The organism is Mesorhizobium sp. AD1-1 (assembly GCF_020164655.1).
Classification (GTDB): Bacteria; Pseudomonadota; Alphaproteobacteria; order Rhizobiales; family Rhizobiaceae; genus Mesorhizobium; species Mesorhizobium ciceri.
Genome location: NZ_JAIUGP010000002.1, coordinates 581101 through 599001 on the forward strand (window position 1 = coordinate 581101; position 17901 = coordinate 599001).

The window sequence follows — 17901 nt, forward strand, 5'->3', positions numbered from 1 at the left end:
ACGCCGCTAGTATCGAATATCGATACGAAACTAGCGACAAGAGGTGCATCCAATGAACGGTCTGATCTTCCAGGCGCTGAAGCGGACGTTGAAGGCGAAGGGCGTCACCTATCGCGCGCTGGCCGAACGCATGGGCGTTTCCGAACCGACGGTGAAGCGTATCTTCCATGAGCGCAATTGCAAGCTCGACCGGCTGATGGAGATTTGCGCTGCGGCCGGTGTCGAACTGGAAAACGTGCTCGGCTCGATGAACCGGGGGCCTGGGCCGGTCAACCACATCGCGCCGGAGATCGAGCGCAAGCTCGCCGGCCGGCCGGCGCTGCTGTTCATCTTCGTCATGCTGTCAGAAAAGTTCACGCCCGAAGGCATCATGCGCTCGCAAGGCCTGAGCGAGGCTTCGATGTTCCTCTATCTGCGCGATCTCGAGGAACTCGGCCTCATCGCCCTCGGACGGGGTCTTTCGGCGAGACTGCTGGTCGAGACGCCGATCCAGTGGAACTTCGAAGGGCCGCTCAGGCCGCTGTTCGAGATGACCAACAAGAATTTCATCGGCTGGGCCATCACCCATATCGACAAGGAAGCGACCTTCGTCAGCTTCTCCAGGCGGATGCGGCCGGAGACGGCTGAAATGGTGCGGCGCGAGGCGGAGGATCTCGCCGACCGCGCCAAGCTGCTCGCCCATCACGACCAGCACACGACGCCGGAGGATGGCCTGATCGGCTACAAATGGACGTTTGCCTTTGGCGCGACGCCATTTCCGGCAATCATGCCGATCGGGCCGCACGCGCGAGATGCCGGGGCGAGGCCTGATACGCCCGCCGCGGCGAAAGGACGGCCGCCGCTGCCGGCCTGACCAGGCACCGCGTCAATCGTCTCAGCACGATTGCATCTGGCGGCTGAGCTTGCCGCGCACGACCCTGGCAGTGCCGACCGCCACCATTTTTGCCGCTGTCTTGCCCCCCGGACCCGCCATGCGACCGGCGACGCCGACCGCGCCATTGACGGCGCCGATCGTCTTCATCTGCCCGACCGTCTCGTTCATACGCGCCCGGCAGTCCTGCATTTTCCTGGTCGCCTCGACTGCAGCCAGGGCCTCGCCGAGACCTGCCGGCGAGTCCGGGCCGGCCGCCAACTCCGCCAATTGCGCATGCTGGTCTGGCGTGATCGGCGGGCTGGCGGCCGTCTGGCTGCAGCCGGAGGCCAGCAGGCAGATCAGCATCGCGATCGGACTGCCTCGCCCGACACGTGCCGTGGCTGGAAAAATATCGCGATGTTCGGCCTCGAGGCTCCCGCCCGGAGTTGCTTTTCCCGCCAGCCGTTTCTTGTTGTCCAACATCCTATTGCCCCATCGCCGGGCCGAGGATGAGGCTGCGGATTTTTGGCGTCAGCGGCCTGACGACATCGGCGAAGGGGTCGCCCTCGGCCCGCAAGGCCATCAACCCTTCGACCTCTTCGTCGATCGCAGCGATGGTCTCTGTCTTCTGTGCCTCGGTCAGCTCCCTCATGCCGGATATGGCATTTCTGAGCTTGGCGAAAATGGCATCGAGTTCTGCGACCGGCATCGTCGCCAGGAACCCGCGCATGGTCTCTCCAAGCGCGACCTTCCAGCTGTCGGCGGTGAAACCGGCGGTGCCGATCAAGCCCTTGTCCGCGGCATCGCGCTCGTACCAGTCGGCGGCGATCTCCTCGTCATAGGCGAACTGACCGAATTCGGGCTGCAAGGCCTCGATCAGGCCGACGACCGCCGACGCATCCCGCGCTGTCAGGGCCAAGGCAGGCGGGCTGTCGAAGATCATGCCGGCAAGTGCGAGCGCGCCGGCCAGCCGGCGCATGGCTGCGAAACGCCGCTCAGCCATAACAGTCCTGCGCAATGCCGGCCCGGGCACTGCTCGTTGCCTGGGACTGCAGAACCGAGCCGCCGATCGAGGCGGCCTGGCCGGCAATGACCCCACCATTGCCAGCCAGACCGCCAAGACCCCCCGCCATCGACAGCACACCGCCGAGCAGAGCCGCATTGGTCTGCGCCTTCGCCGCCTTCTTGGCCGCATCGGCGCAGGCCGTTTCCGTCGTCGGTTCGTTCCGGGCCTTCTTGCTGCCGGCCGCGCTCGCGATCGATGCCGGCTTGTCGTCGACCTGGCCCGTTTGGCAGCCCGCCAGGGCAATGGTCAGGGCCAGGAAAATGCTCTTTTTCATGGTGCTGCTCATCATCGGGCAGCGCGCGGCGGCAGCTTGGCCTCGCGATGATCGGTCACTGCGTTGCCCAAGGCGATCGACAGCAGATAGACACGCGGATTGAACCCTGCCGCAGCCAGTGCCGACAGCGTCTTGAACAGTTGCAAATGAAACATCGTGCCCCCCTTTGGATTGCCGCCAATGCGGTTCCGGTTCCGGAATCGCGCCGCAAACTAGGGGCATAAAAGGGGGGCAGCTTGGACAGAACGGCACTGAAAGCGGCCAAAACGGCCCGGGATTGACGTTTTGCAGGCTCCGGCGCATATGACCGCGCTCTTGGGCATGGGGGGTGTCGATGACTGCGACGATGGGGACGTCAGCTTCATTCAGGCTGGCGACGGAGATGTTTCCGGAGCGGGATCGCGTCGAGATCACGCGTGAGGTTTACGGCCGCACGGTTCTGAGGGTGGACCTCGATCCGCTGGCGCCGGCGCAGATCGACATGCGGGTGCGCGCGTTGCCAGGCCTCGGCATCGCCACCGGCAGCTCATCGGAATTCCGGGTGCATCGTACGTCGTCGCTGATCGACAATGACGACTTCGTTCTCCTGGCGGCCCTCGACGGGGGCAGTGTGATGAAGCATCGCGGCCGCGAGGAGGCGGTCGGCAACGGCCAGGCGCTGATGATGAACGGTGAAGAGGTTGGCCTCAACCTGATCGGCGCCGGCGGGTTTCGCTTCGTCAATCTGAGTTTTTCGCGCAAGCAGCTTTCGCCTCTGATCGGCGATCCGGCCGCGGTTCTTATGCGGCCCTTGCCGACCCAAAGCGGGGCGATGCGGCTGTTGCTCGACTATATCAGCTCGATCCAGGAGGTCGGAGACGAGTTGACTGCGGAGGCCTGCCACCTTGCGGCGGCACATGTTTTCGACCTTGCCGCACTCGCCATGGGCGCGACCAGGGATGCGGCCCAGATCGCACGCGGCCGCGGCGTCAGCGTTGCCCGCTTGCGCGCCATCAAGGCCGATATCGTCGCGCATGGTGGCCATGTCGACCTGTCGGCGCAGGACGTCGCCGCCCGCCACGGACTGTCGGCCCGCTACGTCCGCAAGCTGTTCGAGAGCGATGGCACATCCTTGATTGATTTCATGATGACCCAACGGCTGGCGCGCGCGCATCGCATGCTCGGCGATCCGCGCCATGCCGGACGCAGCATCACCGCGATCGCCTACGAGGCCGGCTTCAACGACCTTTCCTATTTCAACCGGGCGTTCCGTCGCCGTTATGACGCCACACCCTCGGACGTGCGGGCCGCGGCTTGCAAGCACTGACGCCCGGCCGCCGGCCAGCGGTCCTGTGCAGCGGCTGGACTCATTTGATCGCGTTTATTCGGCGGCCTTGGCCCCGGGATCGGCAAGCTTGTCGTCCCAGGTCACCGCCCGGTAGTCGAAACCATATTCCAGCGTCGGCTTGACGATGCGGAAATAGGGCGACAGGTCGAAATCGCGCGGCGTGTAGAGCGAATGGTGGCGGATGTGCAAGATTTCCTTGCGCGAATAGTTCGACTGCGCCGAGGCGCGGCCGGGCGCACGGGTGATCTCGGGCAGGATCGGATAGCGGATCTGGCCATAGGCCTCGGCAATCAGCGTCGAGCAGATCGCCCGTGTCGGATCGCCGGAACCGAAGGCCAGCATGCGGCGGCGCCAGCGCACCGGCACCGGCGGTGTCGGGAAGAAAAAACGCAGCATGTCGAAAATGTTCTTGAGGTCGTATTTCAGGCCGAGCTTGCCGATCATGAAGGCGACGACCTTGTCGCGATCCTCCGGCGCCAGCCCACTCGCCCGGCAGATACGGGTGTTGTAGGTGCGGTAGAGCGACAATGGAATGGCGACGCAGCCTTCGCCGATCGTGACCTCGATCAGGCGCGGCCGCTCCGAGCCGTCCGCCGGCGCGGGCAAGGCATCGCCGATATAGAAGGCCGCATGCGACCAGGTCGACTGGGTCAGGTACTTGATCGCCGCCGAGATCTTCTGGTTGCCCTCGATCAGCAGGATGTCGCCGGGCTCAAGCGTGCGACGCAGCGTTTCGGCATCGGATGGGGTGTATGGCTCGTAGCCGGACGATTCTTCCTGCAGCCGGCCGGCAAGCCAGCGGCCAAGTCGATCCAGAAGCGTGTCGCCGGGCTCGGTCATACTCCATGGCGATTAGCATGGGCGGGTAATGAGGGCTAGCGCACGCCTTTCTTCCCCCCGTCAGGACCGAGAGGAAAAGCGCCAAGTCATCCTACGATGCCGCGGCCTCTTCCGGCGGCGCAGCCAGATCGTCGCGCGCCTTGCGGGCCAGTTTGCGTGTCGAGCGTTTGGGACTGTCGCCGAACAGCTCGGCCGCCGAGGCAAGGCAGCTCTTCTTCAGCTGCTTCTCCGACCGCTTCAAAAGCTTGGCCAGAAGTTTCGTGTCCTCGGGCGGCCCGAGCAGCTGGTCGTCGGCCTCGAGCAGGGCGCGCATCACCAGCACATCGTGCAGGTCGCCCAGCCGCTCGCCCAGTTCGTCGACCGCCTTGCGCCTTGCCTTGATCGGTGTCGGCCACAGCCTGCCGAGCAGCGACAGATGCATGCCGTGGGTCTTGGCCGCCTTGCGCAGATCGTGGAAATCATCGGCCGCTCCCCGCGATCCGGCCTTGGCGAGCGCCTTCCTGGCGCGGCGCAGCGTGACGCGGGCGCCTTCGGCAAGCACGTCGGCCGCCTGTTCCGGCTGGTCGGGCAAGGCCAGCGTGCCGATGCGGTGCAGGCCCTCCTCGCAGGCGGCGGTCGCAGCACCGATCGCCGCTTCGAGCCCTGTACCTTCGTGCAATTCATGCTGGCGCGCGATCAGCCTGTCGCGAACCGCGCCCAGCCCATCGTCGGCGCTCTCCTTGGGAAAGCTTGCCGCCAGGCGGTCGATGGTCTCGATCAGCGCTGTCGCCTCGCGCGGGCCGGCAAGCAGGGCCGCCACGTTGCGGTAGCACTGGTTTTCTGTCTCACAGAATGTTTCGTCACCGGAACGAACAAGCCGCAACAAGGCGCGAGCGCTCTTCAGCCGCTTGCGGCATTTGTGCAGCGCCTGTTCCGGCCGGCTCCGTGCGGCGTCAAGATGATGCAGCGCCTTGCCGATCTCCTCGGCAAGGATTCTCCTGACCTCGCCGGTCAGCGGCAGGCGCGGATCGATGCGAAAGCTCATGCGGCGATCTCCGGAATCCCACCAAGGGCGAGCGACGCGTTGTAGAATTTCTGCTCGCCGGTGACTTCACGGCCGAGCCAGTCGGGCAGCATTTCGTCCGGCACGTCCTCCGGCGTCTCAAGTTCGGCGACCACAAGTCCCGCAAGCGGTCCGCCAAAGACATCGACTTCGTAGAGATAGCCACGGTGCCTAACATGGTGACGTGTCTTCTCGATGACACGTCCGATGGCGAAGTCCAGCATCTCCATCGCCTCCGACAGCGGGATCGGGTATTCGAATTCGTCGCGCTCGCGCGCTTTGCTGCCGAATTTGAGCGTCAGCTTGGCGGAAGTGCCGTCGCTGATGCGGATGCGCACTGTGCGCCCGGGGCCGGCAGCGAGATAGAACTGGAGAATGCGGATATTGGCCTCGGCCAACTCCCGCCATGCGGTGCTGGTGACCAGGAATTTTCGTTCGACTTCCTTGCCCATGGCCGCGCACTAAAGCGTTTGCCGCCGTCGATGGCAAGACAATGACGAACAGAAGTTGACTTTAATCAATCGATTGATTAAAGTGCACTTATGATCAAACTACCTGAGCCCAAAGTTCTTCGTCGCGAGCCCGCCGAGATGACGCGCGCGGCGCTTGTCCAGGCGGCACTGAAGCTGTTCGGACGGCAGGGCTTCGACGGCACCTCGACGCGCGAGATCGCCGCCGAGGCGCGAGCCAATATAGGCTCGATCGCCTATCATTTCGGCGGCAAGGAGGGTCTTCGCACGGCCGCCGCCGACTTTATCGTCGAGACCATCCAGACGGTCGCCGGCCCGGCGCTCGGCAATGCACAGGCGCCCGCGCCGGTCGGTCCGGAGGCAGCGCAGGCGCAGCTCTTCGCGGCGCTGGAGCGAATGGTCGGCTTTGTCGTGGCCAGTCCGCAGGCCGGTGAGATCGTGCAGTTCATCCTGCGCGAACTTTCCCATCCAACGGCAGCCCTCGATCGTATCTATGACGGTGTCTTCGAGCCGAGCCATCGCCGGCTGTGCCAGCTGTGGGAACAGGCAACTGGCGAGCCCGCCGAAAGCGAGGCCACAAGGCTCACCGTGTTCACGCTGATCGGCCAGGTCATCTATTTCCGCATCGGCCGTGAGGCGGTGATGCGCCGCATGGGCTGGCCCGATATCGGCGCCGCGGAGGCCGCCAAGGTGGTGGCGGTCACATCGGGCAATCTCAAGGCCATATTCGCCGCCAGAAAAGGGGCAAAGACAAAGGGGCAAAGACCATGAGCTTTCTGTGTTCGCTGCCGCTCGCCGCGCAGCTCTTCTCGGCCTGTGCCCCGGCAGCACCGCTGGCCGTCGGCTATGTCGAAGGCGACTACGTGCTGCTGGCGCCGATCGAGGTGGCGCAGGTAGAGACCGTCACGGTCAAGCGCGGCGACCGTGTCATGCCCGGCACCACCGTTGTGACGCTGGAAAGCGCCGATGCAAAGATCGCTGTGGCGCAGGCGCAGGCAAGCCTTGCACAGGCGCAGGCACAACTCGCCGACCTGCAGATCGGCAAGCGGCCGGAAGAGATCGCCGTGCTGAAGGCCGAGGTCGATATGGCCAGCGCCCAGGCCGCCGACGCCAAGCGCAAATACGACCGCGCCGCCGATCTGTTCAAGCGCGGCGCCGGCACGCAAGCGGATTTCGACACCGCGTCGGCCACGCTCGAAACGGCCAATGCGCAGGTCGGCCAGGCCAAATCCAATCTCGCCGTCGGCGGCCTGCCGGCGCGCCCCGAGACGATCAAGGCCGCCGACAATCAGGTCAAGCAGGCGCAGGCCGCGTTGGAGCAGGCGCAGTGGCGGCTGTCGAAGCGCGTCCTGGCAGCCCCTTCGCCGGGCCGCGTCAACGACGTCATCCGCAATCCGGGCGATACATCAGGTCCGACCGCGCCGGTCATCTCGATCCTGCCCGACGGCGCGGTGAAGCTCAGCGTCTATATCCCGGAGAGCGCCTTCTCCTCGGTCAAGGTCGGCACCTTGCTCGGCGTCCATTGCGACGGCTGCGGCCCGGATGTGAAGGCGCGCGTCAGCTACGTCTCGCCAGATCCCGAGTTCACCCCGCCGGTGATCTATTCGCTCGAGAACCGGCAGAAGCTGGTCTACCTGGTCGAGGCGCGGCCGGAGGGCGATGCCGGCCCGCTGCAACCGGGCCAGATCGTCGATGTCGATCTGGCGGACAGCGCAAGATGAACGCCATCGACGTCCACGGCCTGGTCAAGCGCTTTGGCGACAAGACCGTCGTCGACCATGTGACGATGTCGGTTGCCGAGGGCGAGATCGTCGGCTTTCTCGGCCCCAACGGTTCGGGCAAGACGACCACCATCCGCATCATGTGCGGCCTGCTGACCCCGGACGAGGGCGAAGGCACGGTGCTCGGCTTCAACATCCGCACCGACAGCCTGCGCATCAAGCGCGAAGTCGGCTACATGACGCAGAAATTCTCGTTCTACGAGGATCTGACGATCGGCGAGAATCTCGAATTCGTCGCGCGGCTCTACCGGCTGAAGCCGGTCGAGGGGCATGTCGCGAGCACGCTGGAGGACCTCGGCCTGACGTCGCGCCGCAACCAGCTGGCCGGCACCTTGTCGGGCGGCTGGAAGCAGCGGCTGGCGCTGGCCGCCTGCATCATGCACAAGCCGAAATTGCTGCTGCTCGACGAGCCTACGGCCGGTGTCGACCCGAAGGCGAGGCGCGAGTTCTGGGACGAGATCCATCGCCTCGCCAGCGGCGGGCTGACCGTGCTGGTCTCCACCCACTATATGGACGAAGCCGAGCGCTGCCACCGCATCAGCTACATCTCCTATGGCAAGATGCTGGCCACCGGCACTGTCGCCGAAGTGGTGAAAAATGCCGGGCTGACCACCTTCGTCCTGCAGGGTCCGCGCCTCGATCAGGTCGCCGAAGCGCTTCAGGGCCGCCCCGGCGTCGATCAGGTGGCGCCGTTCGGCGCGACGCTGCATGTCGTCGGCTCCGACAAGAAGAAGCTCGAAGCCGCGCTTGCCGATGTCGAGAGAGAGCACAAGGGCGTGAAAGTTTCGCCCGGCGAAACCAGCCTCGAGGACGTCTTCATCCAGTTCATGTCCGGCTCGAAGGACAACATGGCATGAACAGCGTCTTTTCCTTCGCCCGGCTTGGCGCCTTGCTGATCAAGGAATTCATCCAGATGCGGCGCGACCGCATCACCTTCGCCATGATGCTCGGCGTGCCGCTGATACAATTGGTGCTTTTCGGCTACGCCATCAACAACGACCCGAAAAGCCTGCCGGCAGCACTCGTGGCGACGAGCAACGATCCCTATACGCGCGCCATTGTCGCGGCGCTGCAGACCACCGGTTACTATCGTTTCGACCATGTCGCGCAAAGTGCCGCCGAGGCCGAGTTCCTGATATCGCGCGGCGACGTTGCCTTCGTCGTCACCATCCCGGCCGATTTCGCCAGGAGGGTGGAGAGCGGCAACAGCCCGCAGATACTCATCGAGGCCGACGCCACCGACCCGGCGGTGGCAAGCGGCGCCATCTCGACGCTCGGCACAGTCGCCAGCCAGGCGCTGCTGAGGGCGCAAGGCACGCAGGAAGCCGCCGCCGAGGCCGCCAAGGGTCAGCTCGATGTCGTCGTACACCGGCGCTACAATCCCGAAGGCATCTCGCAATACAACATCGTGCCCGGCCTGCTGGGCGTCATCCTGCAGATGACCATGGTGATGATGACCTCGATCGCGCTGACACGCGAGACCGAGCGCGGAACGATGGAGAACCTGCTGGCGATGCCGTCCAGCCCGCTCGAGATCATGATGGGCAAGGTGCTGCCCTATCTGGCGGTCGGCGGCGTGCAGGTGGTGGTGGTGCTGGCGGCGGCGAAACTTCTGTTCGCCATCCCCTTCACCGGATCGATGTCGCTGCTCCTGACCGCCGTGCTGATCTTCGTGCTGGCGCTGGTGCTGCTCGGCTACACGATTTCGACCATCGCCCGCACGCAGATGCAGGCGCTCCAACTCACCTTCTTCTTCTTCCTGCCGTCGATCATGCTGTCCGGCTTCATGTTCCCGTATCGCGGCATGCCGGACTGGGCACAAATCTTCGGCGAGATCTTCCCGCTGACGCATTTCCTGCGCATCACCCGCGCGGTGATGCTGAAGGGCGCCGAACTGCCGGCGGTTGCCGGCGAGATCGGTTGGCTGGTGGTGTTCGTGGCTTTGTTTGCCGGCGTAGCATTGGTGCGATTCCGGCGGACGCTGGATTAGACGCCGCGCTCGTGGAGGGCGATTATATATGTGAACTGGCGCGCAAGATTGAGACCACCGATTCCGAAGAGCCCTTGAACGCAGCAACTAAGAAGGCGGTCAAGGCGCCTCCCGTGCCTGAAAAGAGGTCCAAGCCCATCAAAATAATTGCACCGGAACGGTGACGAAACGATTGCAAAAGCGGTCGAATACGGCCAAGATTCGCTTGTTAAAAAAAACCCCGCCGAAGCGGGGCTTGGAGTTGAAGTCTCTTACTAATTACACCGTCGGGTAGGACCGACAATGCTCTCGGACGAATTCCAATCGTCCGAACTGTACACGCCAGTAAAATACGACGTGTACAGCCTTCGGCCATGAACATGCTACCATGTTCTTGTCCTCCGCCGGGATAACCCCCGGTTGACCAGGTACGCAGGATCGCGCCCCGCCGGTTATCAGGGCGGGTCCTGTGGACGGTCTGGAGTAGGCCAAACCAAACATTAGGTGATTCGTAGGTGCCCGACGACCCTAAGGCGTCGCCGTACCCGGTTTTCACAGGCAAACACGGCACAAACGGGGCTAAGGAAACACATGCGCGTGCTTTAGCGGGCCAATCCCCCTACGGCTGGCTGGGTAGCGCCTAGGACTTCGATTCCTTTTTTATGATGTCGAGCATCCCGTGCCGCCAATAAAGCAGCGCTCCGGAGGCTATCCAAAGAGCGATACCGATATAGAGGCAAATGGGCTGCACTACGCCGACCATAGCTTGGGCTGCCGCTGGGATTTGCGCCGCCATCTCCGTGTCTTTGTAGACATCGAGACCAAAGGCGAAAAACGCCGATCCAATCCCAAACGTTCCGGAGATAGCCAGGTTCGCAAGCCCTAGCTGCTTCAGTTCGCTATCGGTGACGGTGTAGCACCTCATTTCGCGAGACCCCATGACAAGCCGGATCGGCTCTGCGGGTCTTTCTGTGTAAGTTGTCGTCTGAGTAATTTGCACCTCATTTTCCATCGGACGGGTCCTTTGGTATGACACCGGACGCGATGGCACTGAAGGTGAGCATGTGACTGCAATTGTTGCAGACGACCATGAATTGCGGATAATTCGGACCGCCCATGATGATGCTCCCGCCATAGTGAATCTGAGGGGTCAAAATATGCTCGACAATGGCAAACGAAGAATGCTTGCATGCCGGGCACACCATGTTCGGAGCTTTTCTGTTTAGCCAGTCTATCGCCTTCTTTTGCTCTTCTGGCGACATCTTTCCTTCGGTATCCGGCATATGCTTCCTTACACAATGAAATCTGTGCGCGACTCACATCACCGGCCTCCTGCCTAGCCTAGGGTCTGTCAACTATCTAATCCCCTCGTGGCGTCGTCGTCCCAAGGCGAAGCGGGTGTCCGCTGGCTTCCCTCGAGCCTCACCCGAGGCTGCCGGCGAAGCGCTCGGCAAAGTGTTCGCGTCGGAAAGCGTCGACGACGAAATCGATGAAGACGCGGGTTTTCCCGGGCAGCAGCCTGCGGCTGGCGAAGTAGATCGAGAGCGCGCCGGCATCGGCATACCAGCGGGGCAGCACCCGGACGAGGTTACCATTTTCAAGATGCTGCAGTGCGTCCGGCACCGCGATCATGGTGACACCAAGCCCCAGCAGGGCGGCTTGCCGCATGGCGGCCGGATCGTTGACGACAATGGTCTCGCGCGGTGAGCCCGCCATCTCATTGCCTGCGGCATCCCGCATCGTCCAGTGACGGATGCGGCCGGTACCGAGCGAGCGCATGAGAATGCCATCGAAGGCGGCAAGGCCGGAAGGATCGGTCGGAGGCGTCTGCGCTGCCATATAGGCGGGCGAGGCGACGGCGATGACGTGGACCGGCGCCAGCGACCGCGATACGACGCCCGGCGAGAGGTCGAAGCCACCGCCGATTGCCGCATCATAGCCCTCGGCCACGAGGTCCACCGGTCGGTTCTCGAAATGCCATTCCGGGCGGATGAGCGGATAGCGCATGAGAAATGCCGGCAGCAGAGGCAGGCAATAGGCGATGCCAAACGTCGGCGACAGGCTGAGCTTGAGCACGCCGGCTGGTTCGCTGCCGCCACTGGACGTTGCCGCAATGGCGTCCTGCAGCGCTTCGAGATTGCCGCCAATGTCGTGCAGAAAACGCTCGCCGGCTTCGGTCAGCGCGAGTTTGCGCGTCGAGCGATGGAACAGGCGCAGGCCGAGATTGCGCTCCAGCATGGCAACGTTGCGGCTGACGGCGGCAGGTGTCAGCCCGAGCAGCCGCGCGGCGGCGGAAAAGCCGCCGGCTTCCGCACTGCGAACGAAGGATTCGAGGTTGGCGAGCGTCTCCATCGTTCTCCGTAACGAACAATCTTCAACTGATGTTTGAGAATAAGACAAGCAAATACCGGCTAATCCTAGGCCAATAAAAGGGCGATATCCACTCCACACGAACCAACGGAGTGAAGATCATGAACAGCATCGGCATCATCGGCGCCGGCAATATCGGCCAGGCATTCGCCCGAACGCTGGCCAGGAACGGCATCGAGGCCACCATCGCCAACAGCCGCGGCCCGGAGACACTGGCGGAACTCGTTACGTCAATCGGCCCCTCGATCAAGGCCGGCACGCTGCAAGAGGCGGCGGCCAAGGACATTGTGCTTGTCGCGGTCAACTGGTCGAAGCTTCCGGGAGCACTTGCCGGCCTGCCCGACTGGAACGGGCGCATCGTCATCGACGCCAACAACTCGATCGAGGCGCCGCTGTTCAGGCCGGTCGATCTCGGCGGCCGTTTCTCAAGTGAGGTGTTTACCGATCTCGTGCCTGGCGCCAGGGTGGTGAAGGCGTTCAACCATTTGCTGGCACAGCTGTTGGCCGACGACCCGGCGGCGGAAGGCGGCAAGCGCGTGCTGTTCTATTCGGGTGACGACGCGCAGGCCAAGGCTGAAATCGGCGCGCTGATCGGCAGGCTTGGCTTCCATGGCATAGATCTCGGACCCCTGGCGCTCGGCGCTCGCCTCGTCCAATTTCCGGGCGGTCCGTTGCCGGTCCTCAATCTCGTTCGCTTCGAATAATGCACCCAGGCTGGCGTCCTCTTGCTGGCGACCAGCCCGTCGTCTAGCCGTTCAGCGAAGCTGGGCCGCTGACGAACGGGCTCTTTCTGACATGGAATCGCAGCAGGCGGTCCGCATCTTTCGAAATACCGATCCTGACGCTTTCCCCTATTTCGTCGGGTTCATGATCATCGCGTGCCAGCCATAGCGGGCCTTTGCGGCAGAGATCGAGCCCGTCGAGCGAACGATCGATCCGCAACGCCTGGGCCAGCCTTCCCGGTCCTCGCGCAAGGTCGCGCAAGCGCTCGATGCCGCGATTGAGCCGCATGAGCGCGATGCCTTCGAGCGGTTCGAGTGCCCTGATGAGCACGCCGGTTCCGACCCCCGGCATCTCGCTCGAGACGTTGAGCATGTAGGAGATGCCGTAGGCGAGATAGACATAAGCGTGCCCAGCCTCGAGAAACAACGAACGGTTGCGCGGCGTCTGGCCCCGGTAGCCGTGCCCGGCGGCATCGCCGGTCACATAGGCCTCGGTCTCGACGATGCGGCCGCTGGCGATGCCTTCGGGCAGTTCGCGCACCACGATCTTGCCGATGAGAGTGCGGGCAAGGGATGCTGTATCGTCGGGCAGCTCAGAACGCGTGAGCGGGCGGTAGATGACCATGTTCAGCCCGCCGACGATTTGGAGGCGGGCGAGGAGTGATCCAAGGCGAAACCTGCCTCAGATCCATGTCGGACCCCTTGGACATCTCGTCTCAAGCCGCCGCCATGATCCCGGCATAAGTGCCGAAATCGACATTGCCGCCGGACAGCACCACGGCAACGCATTTGCCGGACAGTTCGATCTCGCCCGACGACAGCGCCGCCAACGCCACGCAGCCGCCGGGCTCGACCACCAGCTTGAGATAGGCCATGGCGTCGCGCATCGCCTGTGCCGTCGCCTTGTCGGAGACGGCGATGCCGCCTGCCAGGTTCCTGCGGTTGATCTCGAAGGTGATCAGGCCGGGCTCCGCGGTCAGGATCGCGTCGCAGATCGACGCGTGGCCGGGTTCGTTCGACACCCTGGCGCCGGCGGCCAGCGACCGGCGGGTGTCGTCGAAATGCTCGGGCTCCACCGCCCAGACCGCAGTGTTGGGCGAGGCGTCCTTGACGGCAACCGAAATGCCGCTGGTCAGGCCGCCGCCGCCGCAGGGAATGACGACCGCGTCGAGGTCGACGCCAAGCGCTTTTGCCTGGCGCATCAATTCGAGGCCGATCGTGCCTTGGCCCGCAATGATGGCCGGGTCGTCGAAGGGTGGCACCAGCACCATGCCTCTTTCCACGTAAGGGCGAACCACGCTCATGCGGTCGTCGCGAAAGCGGTCGAACGGCACCACCTCCGCCCCCATCTTGCGGACGTTAGCGATCTTCATCGCCGGCGCGTCTGAAGGCATGGCGATGACCGCCTTGACGCCGAACATCGCGGCCGAAGCGGCGACACCCTGCGCATGATTGCCCGACGAGAAGGCGACGACGCCCTGGCTGCGTTCTTCGTCGCTCAGCGACGACAGCTTGTTGTAGGCACCACGGAACTTGAACGAGCCGGTACGCTGCAGCGTCTCCGGCTTGAACAGGATGCGGCCGCCGAAGCGCTTGTTCAGCTCCTGCGATTCGATCAACGGGGTTTCGACGATCAGGCCGGCGAGACGCGCGGCGGCGGCGTGGATGTCGGCGATGCCGGGAGGGGTGGTGGCGGTCATGTGAGGTCCAGTGGACAGGGGTCTTTCCATGATGCCCGCAAAGGGAGGCGGCGCACCATGGGAAAAATGTGACCGTTACAAGGTTTAGCGAGGCGGTCGCCAACGCCTCGGCTGCACGCCCCCCTCTGGCCTGCCGGACATCTCCCCACGGGTGGGGAGATCGGCTGAGTATCCGCTTTCGCCAATTTCCAACGTTGAAGAAGGGGCACACCTAATGAAGCTGACAATCTCCCCTCGTGGGGGAGATGTCCGGTAGGACAGAGGGGGGCGCCGTCCCGCCGCCGTCCCACGAGTTCACCCCAACAGCGTCCTCTGCCTCTTGCTCCCGCCCAGCTTGCGCCAGTTGTTGAAGCGGTGGCTGGCGGCGGCAAAGGATATCTTCATCTGCTGGGCGACCGAATAGCGCGACTTGCCCTCGTCGAACATGCGGTAGCAGCACTCGACGCCTTCCTCGGTCAGTTTGCCGTCCGGCGCCTTGTTGTGCGGATTGGCGGGGTCGAATTTCTCGACCTGCTGCTCGACCAGGCCTTTCAGGCGCTGCAGATCGGCTTCGATGCTGGCGATGAGATCGAGAACGGGCTTTGGGTCATAGGGATGCGGAGGCTGTTTTGCCGTCATCTGCGGGTTCCTTGTTCTGGCTGGGTTGAATTATATAGGTGAACATTCACTGATAATGAAGGGGTCGGCCCGGTATGCGAGCTTCAACAAATCTTGACCGCGACCCAAGCGCGCAATTGACCGGAGGCACCTTGAGCCCTAGTTTAGAACTATTCTAAACTAGGGTGAATTCCTCATGCTTTCCCGTGTTTTCGGCTTCGGCCGCCGCCCCTTCGAATCGCTTTCCGAACAGGAGATCCTGGCGCTGGCCATTTCGTCCGAGGAGGATGACGGTCGCATCTATCGGGCCTATGCCGACGGCCTGACGGAAAACTTCCCGCAATCGGCAAAAGTGTTCGAGGAGATGGCCGAGGAAGAGGATGGCCATCGCGATTCGCTGATCGAGCTTTTCCGCAAGCGTTTCGGCGAGCGCATTCCGCTGATCCGGCGCGAACATGTGAAGGGCTATTACGAGCGCAAGCCCGACTGGCTGGTCCGGCCGCTCGGCATCGAGCACGTGCGCAGCCAGGCCGAGGCGATGGAGCGGCAAGCCTACCTTTTCTATGTCGAGGCTGCCAAGCGCACGGCGGATGCCTCGACGCGAAAACTGCTCGACGATCTGGCGGTGGCCGAACTGGGCCATGAGACACTGGCGCAGCGGCTGGAGCAGAAACATGTGCCGGGCGAAGTGAAGGATGAAGAGACCGCCGCCGAGCAGCGCCAGTTCATCCTCACCTATGTGCAACCAGGGCTGGCCGGGCTGATGGACGGATCGGTGTCCACACTGGCGCCGATCTTTGCTGCCGCCTTTGCCACGCATGACACCTGGCAGACGCTGCTGGTCGGGCTTGCCGCCTCGATCGGCGCCGGCATTTCGATGGGCTTCACCGAAGTCGCTTCAGACGACGGCAAGCTGTCGGGCCGCGGCTCGCCGCTCAAGCGCGGTCTGACCGTCGGCATCATGACGACGCTGGGCGGTCTCGGGCATGCACTCCCCTATCTCATTCCGCATTTCTGGACGGCGACCGGGGTTGCCGCGGTGGTGGTGTTCTTCGAATTGTGGGCGATCGCTTTTGTCCAGAACCGCTACATGCAGACGCCCTTCCTGCGCGCCGCCTTCCAGGTGGTGCTGGGCGGCGCCCTGGTGTTCGCGGCCGGCGTGCTGATCGGGAATGCGTGAGTAGCCTCACTCACCCATTCACCGCCCGACTGTCGGCCGGCGCCTCGTCCCTTTCCGTCAGCCCATAGTCCCTCACGACATGGGCGATGCGCAATCGGTAGCCGGCAAAGATGCCGCCGCGACCGGCCTTCTGCGCCTGCCGGTGTTCCTCGGTGTTGCGCCAGTCCTTCACGGCTTCCTCATCTCGCCAGAACGACAGCGACAGGATGCGGTTCGGATCGGCCAGACTCTGAAAACGCTCGATAGAGAGAAAGCCGTCAATGCCGTCGAGCAGCGGACGCAGGTCCGCGGCGATGCTCAGATAGGCATCGCGCCGACCCTCCGCCGGCTCGACCTCGAAGATGACGGCAATCACGGCAGCACCAGTTTCGCGTGCGGGCCTGAGGCCAGTTTCAGGAACATGCGATCCTCCTTCAGGATGAATCTCTCGCGTTTGGCGAACTCGTAGTTTGCCTTGCCGGCGGGATCGGCGGCAAGCCGGGCGCGATAGGCTTCGTAGGCGGCCAGGCTTTCGATGTTATAGGCCGCATAGGCGGTCGTCGCCGAGCCCTCATGCGGCGCGTAATAGCCGATCAGATCGGCGCCGCAGCGCGGAATGGCCTGGCCCCAGTTGCGCGCATACTCCTCGAAGGCCGCCTTGCCGAACGGGTCGATCTCGTAGCGGATGAAGCAGGTGATGGTCATTGTGGTCTCCTCGGGGCTGCGTCGATAGTTTGAACGGCATCGAAACGTCGTGCCGACTGGTCTGCTAGGGCTGCCAGAAGGACTTCGCGCATTCGCGGCGCACGTCTTGCCGCGTCAGGCCAAGGTCGCGCAGCTGATGGTCGTCGATCTCGGCAAGGTCGAGACGCTGCAGATGGCGGCCATACCAGCGGGCCAGCAGCCGCGAACGCAACCAGCTGACGAACGGGAAGAACCGACGGCTGTGGAGCGGGGTTGAGGGGAAAGCGGTTCGTGCGGCCATCGTCGTCTCCTTGATCTCACCGGAGAATAGTGATTATCTGACAAGAACGCTTCGATGAGGAACGAACTATGCGCGAAGGACCCGACATCGCCCGCATCGCCAGCCTGGTCGGCGACCCGGCACGCGCAAACATGCTAAATGCCCTGATGGGCGGCACGGCGCTGACGGCAAGCGAGCTGGCGCTCGAGGCCGGCGTCTCGCTGCCGACCGCCAGCTCGCACCTGGGCAAACTGATGGAAGGTGGGCTGCTCACGGTGGCGAGCCAGGGCCGGCATCGCTATTACGGCCTCGCCGGACCGCAGGTGGCGGGCATGATCGAAGCCATCACAGGCGTCGCGGAAGCCGTCGGTCCAAAGCGTGTGCGGCCGGGTCCGCGCGATGCAGCGATGCGCGTGGCGCGCGTCTGCTACGATCACCTCGCCGGCGAGCAGGCAGTGGCGATGCTCGACCGGCTCGTCGCCAAGAACGTACTGGTCCGCGACGAACAAGAGATCAGGCTCGGGCCATCGGCGGCTTCGCATTTCGCCGCGATCGGCATCGACGTCTACACCAAGCCGCGCCGGCCGGTATGCCGCGCCTGCCTCGACTGGAGCGTGCGCCGTTCGCACCTCGCCGGCACGCTGGGCGCCGCCATCCTCGACAAGATCCTTGCCGAGAAATGGGCGCGCCGCGGGAAGGACAGCCGCGCGGTGATTTTCTCGCTGCCGGGCAAGCAGGCTTTCGAGAAGGTGTTTCTGAGCTGAGGA

25 protein-coding genes are annotated in these 17901 nt (G+C 63.8%); 9 read left to right on the forward strand and 16 right to left on the reverse strand.

Features of this window, described 5'->3' with window-relative positions; genetic code table 11:
• Nucleotides 1–52 precede the first annotated feature (52 nt).
• On the forward strand, nt 53–853 hold the full coding sequence (locus tag LB519_RS06280; protein WP_224619078.1) for a helix-turn-helix domain-containing protein: 801 nt from the start codon (nt 53–55) through the stop codon (nt 851–853).
• 21 nt (nt 854–874) lie between these two features.
• Here the strand turns inward: LB519_RS06280 and LB519_RS06285 are convergent, their stop codons facing one another.
• The 4 genes from LB519_RS06285 to LB519_RS06300 are packed head-to-tail and all read right to left on the reverse strand — an operon-like array spanning nt 875 to nt 2348.
• Nucleotides 875–1336 carry a hypothetical protein gene (locus tag LB519_RS06285; RefSeq protein ID WP_127366868.1) on the reverse strand — a complete coding sequence of 154 codons (462 nt, stop codon included), beginning with the start codon at nt 1334–1336 and terminating at the stop codon, nt 875–877.
• Between the two features lies 1 nt (nt 1337).
• Nucleotides 1338–1856, reverse strand: a complete 519-nt coding sequence (locus LB519_RS06290) for a hypothetical protein (RefSeq protein ID WP_127370965.1) — start codon at nt 1854–1856, stop codon at nt 1338–1340.
• Nucleotides 1849–2193 carry a hypothetical protein gene (locus LB519_RS06295; protein ID WP_127365456.1) on the reverse strand — a complete coding sequence of 115 codons (345 nt, stop codon included), beginning with the start codon at nt 2191–2193 and terminating at the stop codon, nt 1849–1851. The genes LB519_RS06290 and LB519_RS06295 overlap by 8 nt, the downstream gene beginning before the upstream one ends.
• 11 nt (nt 2194–2204) lie before the next feature.
• Nucleotides 2205–2348 carry a hypothetical protein gene (locus LB519_RS06300; RefSeq protein ID WP_023813481.1) on the reverse strand — a complete coding sequence of 48 codons (144 nt, stop codon included), beginning with the start codon at nt 2346–2348 and terminating at the stop codon, nt 2205–2207.
• Nucleotides 2349–2527: 179 nt separating this feature from the next.
• Here LB519_RS06300 and LB519_RS06305 point away from each other — a divergent pair, with 179 nt between their 5' ends.
• On the forward strand, nt 2528–3499 hold the full coding sequence (locus tag LB519_RS06305) for a helix-turn-helix transcriptional regulator (protein WP_224619079.1): 972 nt from the start codon (nt 2528–2530) through the stop codon (nt 3497–3499).
• 54 nt (nt 3500–3553) lie between these two features.
• Here the strand turns inward: LB519_RS06305 and LB519_RS06310 are convergent, their stop codons facing one another.
• The 3 genes from LB519_RS06310 to LB519_RS06320 form a co-directional block, all read right to left on the reverse strand.
• A complete protein-coding gene (locus tag LB519_RS06310; protein WP_224619080.1) occupies nt 3554–4360 on the reverse strand; it encodes a lipo-like protein in 807 nt (268 codons plus the stop codon).
• Between the two features lie 91 nt (nt 4361–4451).
• Nucleotides 4452–5384, reverse strand: a complete 933-nt coding sequence (locus LB519_RS06315; protein WP_224619081.1) for a CHAD domain-containing protein — start codon at nt 5382–5384, stop codon at nt 4452–4454.
• Nucleotides 5381–5854 (reverse strand): CYTH domain-containing protein, encoded by a 474-nt coding sequence (locus LB519_RS06320; protein ID WP_224619082.1) that lies wholly within the window; start codon nt 5852–5854, stop codon nt 5381–5383. Before LB519_RS06320 ends, LB519_RS06315 begins: the two co-directional genes overlap by 4 nt.
• A gap of 90 nt (nt 5855–5944) precedes the next feature.
• Between LB519_RS06320 and LB519_RS06325 the strand changes: the two genes are divergently transcribed.
• Genes LB519_RS06325 through LB519_RS06340 form a run of 4 tightly spaced genes read left to right on the forward strand, consistent with a single transcriptional unit; the run spans nt 5945 to nt 9643 of the window.
• Nucleotides 5945–6643 (forward strand): CerR family C-terminal domain-containing protein, encoded by a 699-nt coding sequence (locus tag LB519_RS06325; RefSeq protein ID WP_224619083.1) that lies wholly within the window; start codon nt 5945–5947, stop codon nt 6641–6643.
• Nucleotides 6640–7593: an HlyD family secretion protein gene (locus LB519_RS06330; RefSeq protein ID WP_013528657.1), complete on the forward strand. Its 954-nt coding sequence runs from the start codon at nt 6640–6642 to the stop codon at nt 7591–7593. Before LB519_RS06325 ends, LB519_RS06330 begins: the two co-directional genes overlap by 4 nt.
• On the forward strand, nt 7590–8510 hold the full coding sequence (locus LB519_RS06335) for an ABC transporter ATP-binding protein (protein WP_224619084.1): 921 nt from the start codon (nt 7590–7592) through the stop codon (nt 8508–8510). Before LB519_RS06330 ends, LB519_RS06335 begins: the two co-directional genes overlap by 4 nt.
• Nucleotides 8507–9643 (forward strand): ABC transporter permease, encoded by a 1137-nt coding sequence (locus tag LB519_RS06340; protein WP_064992708.1) that lies wholly within the window; start codon nt 8507–8509, stop codon nt 9641–9643. Before LB519_RS06335 ends, LB519_RS06340 begins: the two co-directional genes overlap by 4 nt.
• Nucleotides 9644–10262: 619 nt before the next feature.
• Here LB519_RS06340 and LB519_RS06345 read toward each other — a convergent pair.
• The 3 genes from LB519_RS06345 to LB519_RS06355 form a co-directional block, all read right to left on the reverse strand.
• A complete protein-coding gene (locus LB519_RS06345) occupies nt 10263–10634 on the reverse strand; it encodes a hypothetical protein (RefSeq protein WP_063173458.1) in 372 nt (123 codons plus the stop codon).
• Nucleotides 10624–10905 (reverse strand): hypothetical protein, encoded by a 282-nt coding sequence (locus LB519_RS06350; protein WP_063173459.1) that lies wholly within the window; start codon nt 10903–10905, stop codon nt 10624–10626. The genes LB519_RS06345 and LB519_RS06350 overlap by 11 nt, the downstream gene beginning before the upstream one ends.
• A gap of 139 nt (nt 10906–11044) precedes the next feature.
• Nucleotides 11045–11974 carry a LysR family transcriptional regulator gene (locus tag LB519_RS06355; RefSeq protein ID WP_224619086.1) on the reverse strand — a complete coding sequence of 310 codons (930 nt, stop codon included), beginning with the start codon at nt 11972–11974 and terminating at the stop codon, nt 11045–11047.
• A gap of 119 nt (nt 11975–12093) precedes the next feature.
• Between LB519_RS06355 and LB519_RS06360 the strand changes: the two genes are divergently transcribed.
• Nucleotides 12094–12696 (forward strand): NADPH-dependent F420 reductase, encoded by a 603-nt coding sequence (locus tag LB519_RS06360; protein WP_027161223.1) that lies wholly within the window; start codon nt 12094–12096, stop codon nt 12694–12696.
• Nucleotides 12697–12739: 43 nt separating this feature from the next.
• Here LB519_RS06360 and LB519_RS06365 read toward each other — a convergent pair whose 3' ends face one another.
• The 3 genes from LB519_RS06365 to LB519_RS06375 all read right to left on the reverse strand — a co-directional run bounded on the left by LB519_RS06365 (nt 12740) and on the right by LB519_RS06375 (nt 15032).
• Complete coding sequence (locus tag LB519_RS06365; protein ID WP_224619088.1) at nt 12740–13339, reverse strand: DNA-3-methyladenine glycosylase; 600 nt, start codon at nt 13337–13339, stop codon at nt 12740–12742.
• 91 nt (nt 13340–13430) lie between these two features.
• Nucleotides 13431–14414, reverse strand: a complete 984-nt coding sequence (locus LB519_RS06370; protein ID WP_027161221.1) for a threonine/serine dehydratase — start codon at nt 14412–14414, stop codon at nt 13431–13433.
• Nucleotides 14415–14708: 294 nt separating this feature from the next.
• Nucleotides 14709–15032: a hypothetical protein gene (locus LB519_RS06375; protein ID WP_024502197.1), complete on the reverse strand. Its 324-nt coding sequence runs from the start codon at nt 15030–15032 to the stop codon at nt 14709–14711.
• 175 nt (nt 15033–15207) lie between these two features.
• Between LB519_RS06375 and mbfA the strand changes: the two genes are divergently transcribed.
• Nucleotides 15208–16191 carry an iron exporter MbfA gene (mbfA, locus tag LB519_RS06380; protein WP_013528652.1) on the forward strand — a complete coding sequence of 328 codons (984 nt, stop codon included), beginning with the start codon at nt 15208–15210 and terminating at the stop codon, nt 16189–16191.
• A gap of 10 nt (nt 16192–16201) precedes the next feature.
• Here the strand turns inward: mbfA and LB519_RS06385 are convergent, their stop codons facing one another.
• The 3 genes from LB519_RS06385 to LB519_RS06395 all read right to left on the reverse strand — a co-directional run bounded on the left by LB519_RS06385 (nt 16202) and on the right by LB519_RS06395 (nt 17155).
• The gene (locus tag LB519_RS06385) at nt 16202–16546 is read right to left on the reverse strand and encodes an antibiotic biosynthesis monooxygenase family protein (protein ID WP_013528651.1); all 345 of its coding nucleotides are present in this window, start codon (nt 16544–16546) and stop codon (nt 16202–16204) included.
• Complete coding sequence (locus LB519_RS06390) at nt 16543–16875, reverse strand: NIPSNAP family protein (RefSeq protein ID WP_013528650.1); 333 nt, start codon at nt 16873–16875, stop codon at nt 16543–16545. The genes LB519_RS06385 and LB519_RS06390 overlap by 4 nt, the downstream gene beginning before the upstream one ends.
• A gap of 64 nt (nt 16876–16939) precedes the next feature.
• Entirely contained in the window at nt 16940–17155 is a 216-nt protein-coding gene (locus LB519_RS06395) for a DUF1127 domain-containing protein (RefSeq protein ID WP_224619090.1), read from the reverse strand.
• A gap of 68 nt (nt 17156–17223) precedes the next feature.
• Here LB519_RS06395 and LB519_RS06400 point away from each other — a divergent pair, with 68 nt between their 5' ends.
• A complete protein-coding gene (locus tag LB519_RS06400) occupies nt 17224–17898 on the forward strand; it encodes an ArsR/SmtB family transcription factor (RefSeq protein WP_224619092.1) in 675 nt (224 codons plus the stop codon).
• Nucleotides 17899–17901: the final 3 nt, after the last annotated feature.